This window comes from Xanthomonas sp. SHU 166 (genome assembly GCF_000364685.1).
GTDB lineage: Bacteria > Pseudomonadota > Gammaproteobacteria > Xanthomonadales > Xanthomonadaceae > Xanthomonas_A > Xanthomonas_A sontii.
This window is the reverse complement of record NZ_AQOJ01000619.1, coordinates 1-3460: the sequence shown is the minus strand read 5'-3', so window position 1 is coordinate 3460 and position 3460 is coordinate 1. Positions and strand designations below refer to the sequence as shown.

The window sequence follows — 3460 nt, the reverse complement described above, 5'->3', positions numbered from 1 at the left end:
CCAGTGGCTGGAGCGCGCCGATGGTGCGCTGTACCGGGCCAAGGGCATGGGGCGCGATCGGGTGTGCGTGGGCTGAGTGCATGCGTCCGGGCATGCGGATCGAGTGCTGTCGTTCTACCTTGTCGCGTGATCGCAGACGCGAGCGTTTCAGCGTGCGGCGTGTTGGTCCAGCATCTCCAGCGCCATCTCCGCCGCCTCACGGGTGTCTGGATGTTCCGACCGCAACGACAGGGCCAGGCCCGCGCGCAAGGTCGGATCCGCGAAGGCGGCGGCCAGCTGGGTGACCCAGTAGCGGCTACCGCCAGGGAGCCTGGGATCTTCCAGCGCCTCCCGGATTGCGACGATGGCCTCGCCGCGGCTGCAGGCATGGAACAGGTCTTCGACCAGCGGATAGACGCCCCAGCCGTCGCCCTTGCCGAAGGAGCGCAGGAACAGCGGCAGCGCGGCGTGGTCCGGAGCGGCGAGGAATAGGCGTCGCGCCGCGTCATAGGCGTCGATCAGGTCCTGGGTGAGCTGGTCGTCGTCGGGCAGCGGTTGCTGCGCGCGCAGGAAGGTCAGGGCGTCGGTCTTGTTCACTGGAAGGGTGATCGTTCGTGGGGGGGCGTCTGCGCGCTGGGTGCGGCGGGCGAGCACAGGATCAGCGCGCGGGCAGGTGCCGCGACACCTTCGCGGTCAGCAGCTGCACCAGCGCCGGATCCATGTAGCCGTAGTCGTCGGGGATGTCGAGGCAGACAATGCGTGCGCGGCCGAGATGGCGCTTGAACCGCCGCGACAGCTTGTTCCGATGCGCCGGTTCCATGACGAAGACGATGTCCGCCCACTCCAGCAGTTCCGGGGTGATTGGGGTGTCCGCGTCGTGGTCGACGCCGGCCGAGGCGGTGTCCACGCCGGGCCAGGTGGCGAACACCTGTTCGGCGGTGGGGCTGCGCAGCCGGTTGCGGCTGCACACGAACAGCAGGTGGCGGGTCATGCGAGCGGCTGGCGGCGCGCGCGTGCCTTGCAATCCATGCCGCGGCTATGGCGCCGCGCCGACCGGTGGGGCCGGCCAGGCGTTGGCGATCTTGCAGAACAGGCGCGCGGTCTGCTCGGTGTCGTAGACCGCGCTGTGCGCGTCGGCGGCGTTCCAGTCGAAGCCGGCGGCCTGCACCGCGCGCGCCAGCACGGTCTGGCCGTAGGCGATGCCGGCGAGGGTGACGGTGTCGAACACGCTGAAGGGATGGAACGGGTTGCGCTTGTGGCCGCAGCGGGCGACCGTGGCGTTGAGGAAGTTGAGATCGAAATGGGCGTTGTGGCCGACCAGGATGGCGCGCTGGCACCCGTACTTCTTCACCGCCGCGCGCACCGGCGCGAACACATGGTCCAGCGCCTCGCGTTCGGGCTTGGCGAAGCGGAACGGATGGTCCAGGACGATGCCGGTGACCTCCAGCGACTTCGGATCGATCAGGGTGCCGGGCGCCGGCACCACGTGCGCGCTGGCGGTGACGCCGGGATAGAGCTGGCCGAAATCGTCCATCTCGATCGGCACCACCGCGATCTCCAGCAGCGCATGCTTGTTCCAGTCGAAACCGCCGGTTTCCACGTCCACCACCACGGGCAGATAGCCGCGGAAACGCCGCGACATCGGGGTGATGACCAGGGGTTGCGAGGGACTGTCGACCGAATCGTTCATCCGCCAAGGTTAGCAGAGCGCGGCCGCCGGCCGCCGCGGCGTCACTCGGGCAAACGCGTGCCGAGCACGCTGCCCTGCGCGCGCAGCCGTTCCAGCAGGGCCGCGCCCTCGTCCAGCAGGGCAGCAGGCGCAAGGCCGTGCGCGGCGGCCAGATCCAGCAGCAGTGCGTGTCCGCTGCGCGTGCCGGACTGCAGCGCCGCCAGCACGGCATAGGCCAGCGGCGCCAGTTCGGCGAAGCGCACCTGGCCGTCGGCCTCGCGCCGCGCCAGCAGACAGGTCGGCTGCGCCGGCGCCGTATCCGGCTGCCAGGCCGGGCCGATCCGTTGCACCGGCCAGCGATAGCGCAACAGGCGCAGCCAGGGCGACAGCAGCGGGATGCCGTCGAGCAGGTCGCCGCGCGGATCGTGCGGCGATAGCGCCGCATCGTCGATCTGGACCTGCAGTTCCACGGTCTCGTAGTGCGCCAGTTCGGCCAGCCAGGGACGCTGCGGATCGGGTGCGCGCTGCGCCAGGAACGCCACCAGTTCCTCGCCCAGGCGCGGGAACAGCGGCGTGCGGGCGCGGTGTTCGGCGCAGAACGCACGCAGCAGCGCCTCCCAGTCGGCGTCGCCGAGGGTGGCGCGCAGCACCGGGAACTGGCCGCTCAGCAACTGCGCCAGGTTGTCGAAGAACAGGGCGCGGTACACCGCCAAGCGCTGCGGCGGGATATCGGCCGGCGGCGGGTGTCGCTGCGGATCGCGCAGATGCAGGGTCAGCGCGAACTGCTGCGCGCGCAGCGTCTCGCTCATGCGTCGGGCGACGGCGCATGCGCCTGCGCGGCGCGGATGCACTGCACTTCGTCCAGCAGCTCGCCCAGCGGCGGGAACTGGCCGTCGCGCTCGAGCACGGTGGGACGCACGCCGTGCAGGCGGTAGGCGGTGGCAAGCAGGGTCCACACCGGGTCGGCCACCGGCGCGGCGTGGGTGTCGATCTTCAGCCCGCTGGCGGGGTCGTCGCGGTGGCCGGCGACGTGGTACGAGGCGATGCGTGCGCTGGGCAGGGCGGCGAGGAAGGCCAGCGCGTCGTCGCGGTGGTTGCACGCATTGACGTGCACGTTGTTGACGTCCAGCAGCAGGTCGCAGTCGGCCTCGGCCAGCACCGCGGTCACGAAGGCGGCTTCGCTCATCGCCTGGCTAGGTGCGGCGTAGTAGGAGACGTTCTCCACCGCGATGCGGCGGCCCAGCGCGTCCTGCACCTGGGCGATGCGCGCGCCGACGTGGCGCACCGCTTCGTCGGTGAACGGCAGCGGCAGCAGTTCGTAGAGGTGGCCGTCGTCGGCGCTGTAGCTGAGGTGTTCGCTGTACAGCGCGACCCGGTGCCGGTCGAGGAAATGCCGGGTCTGCTGCAGCAGGGTGGTGTCCAGCGCCGCCACACCGCCCAGCGACAGCGACAGGCCGTGGCAGCTGAGCGGATGCCGCGCGCTCAGCGTCTGCAGCAGTTCCCCGGGGCGGCCGCCGACGCCGATCCAGTTGTCCGGTGCGCATTCGAGGAAGTCGAACGCATCCGCCGGCGCCTGCAGCAGGTCCTGCAGCAGGCCGCGGCGCAGCCCGAGGCCGGCGCTGGCCGCGGCCAGCGGCCGGGCGTCGTACCGGGGTGGTTCAGAGGCTGCCACCGCATTTGCCCTCGCCGCACTTGCCTTCGGCCATGGCCTTGTCGTCGTGCTTGGCCTGGGGCGTGGCGGCGCTTCCGGCCGCCGCGGGCTTGGCCGGCGTCGCCGGGGCGTGCGCACCGCAGCTGCCGTCGCCGGCCTTG

5 protein-coding genes are annotated in these 3460 nt (G+C 71.3%); all 5 read right to left on the bottom strand.

Going from position 1 to position 3460, the window contains the following annotated elements; genetic code table 11:
• Positions 1-147: 147 nt before the first annotated feature.
• The 5 genes from D180_RS15125 to D180_RS15105 all read right to left on the bottom strand — a co-directional run bounded on the left by D180_RS15125 (position 148) and on the right by D180_RS15105 (position 3320).
• Positions 148-576, bottom strand: coding sequence for a hypothetical protein (locus D180_RS15125; protein ID WP_017913457.1), 429 nt, complete (start codon positions 574-576; stop codon positions 148-150).
• 61 nt (positions 577-637) lie between these two features.
• The gene (locus D180_RS15120) at positions 638-970 is read right to left on the bottom strand and encodes a low molecular weight protein tyrosine phosphatase family protein (protein ID WP_017913456.1); all 333 of its coding nucleotides are present in this window, start codon (positions 968-970) and stop codon (positions 638-640) included.
• A gap of 45 nt (positions 971-1015) precedes the next feature.
• Positions 1016-1669, bottom strand: coding sequence for a ribonuclease T (gene rnt, locus D180_RS15115; RefSeq protein WP_017911007.1), 654 nt, complete (start codon positions 1667-1669; stop codon positions 1016-1018).
• 41 nt (positions 1670-1710) lie between these two features.
• Positions 1711-2457 carry a putative DNA-binding domain-containing protein gene (locus D180_RS15110; protein ID WP_017913455.1) on the bottom strand — a complete coding sequence of 249 codons (747 nt, stop codon included), beginning with the start codon at positions 2455-2457 and terminating at the stop codon, positions 1711-1713.
• Positions 2454-3320, bottom strand: coding sequence for a DUF692 domain-containing protein (locus D180_RS15105; RefSeq protein ID WP_017913454.1), 867 nt, complete (start codon positions 3318-3320; stop codon positions 2454-2456). The genes D180_RS15110 and D180_RS15105 overlap by 4 nt, the downstream gene beginning before the upstream one ends.
• Positions 3321-3460: the final 140 nt, after the last annotated feature.

What these genes read in the sequence shown, in the direction of transcription:
- D180_RS15120 (WP_017913456.1), bottom strand. Translation starts at nt 970, where the DNA reads ATGACCCGCCACCTGCTGTTCGTGTGCAGCCGCAACCGGCTGCGCAGC.
- rnt (WP_017911007.1), bottom strand. Translation starts at nt 1,669, where the DNA reads ATGAACGATTCGGTCGACAGTCCCTCGCAACCCCTGGTCATCACCCCG.
- D180_RS15110 (WP_017913455.1), bottom strand. Translation starts at nt 2,457, where the DNA reads ATGAGCGAGACGCTGCGCGCGCAGCAGTTCGCGCTGACCCTGCATCTG.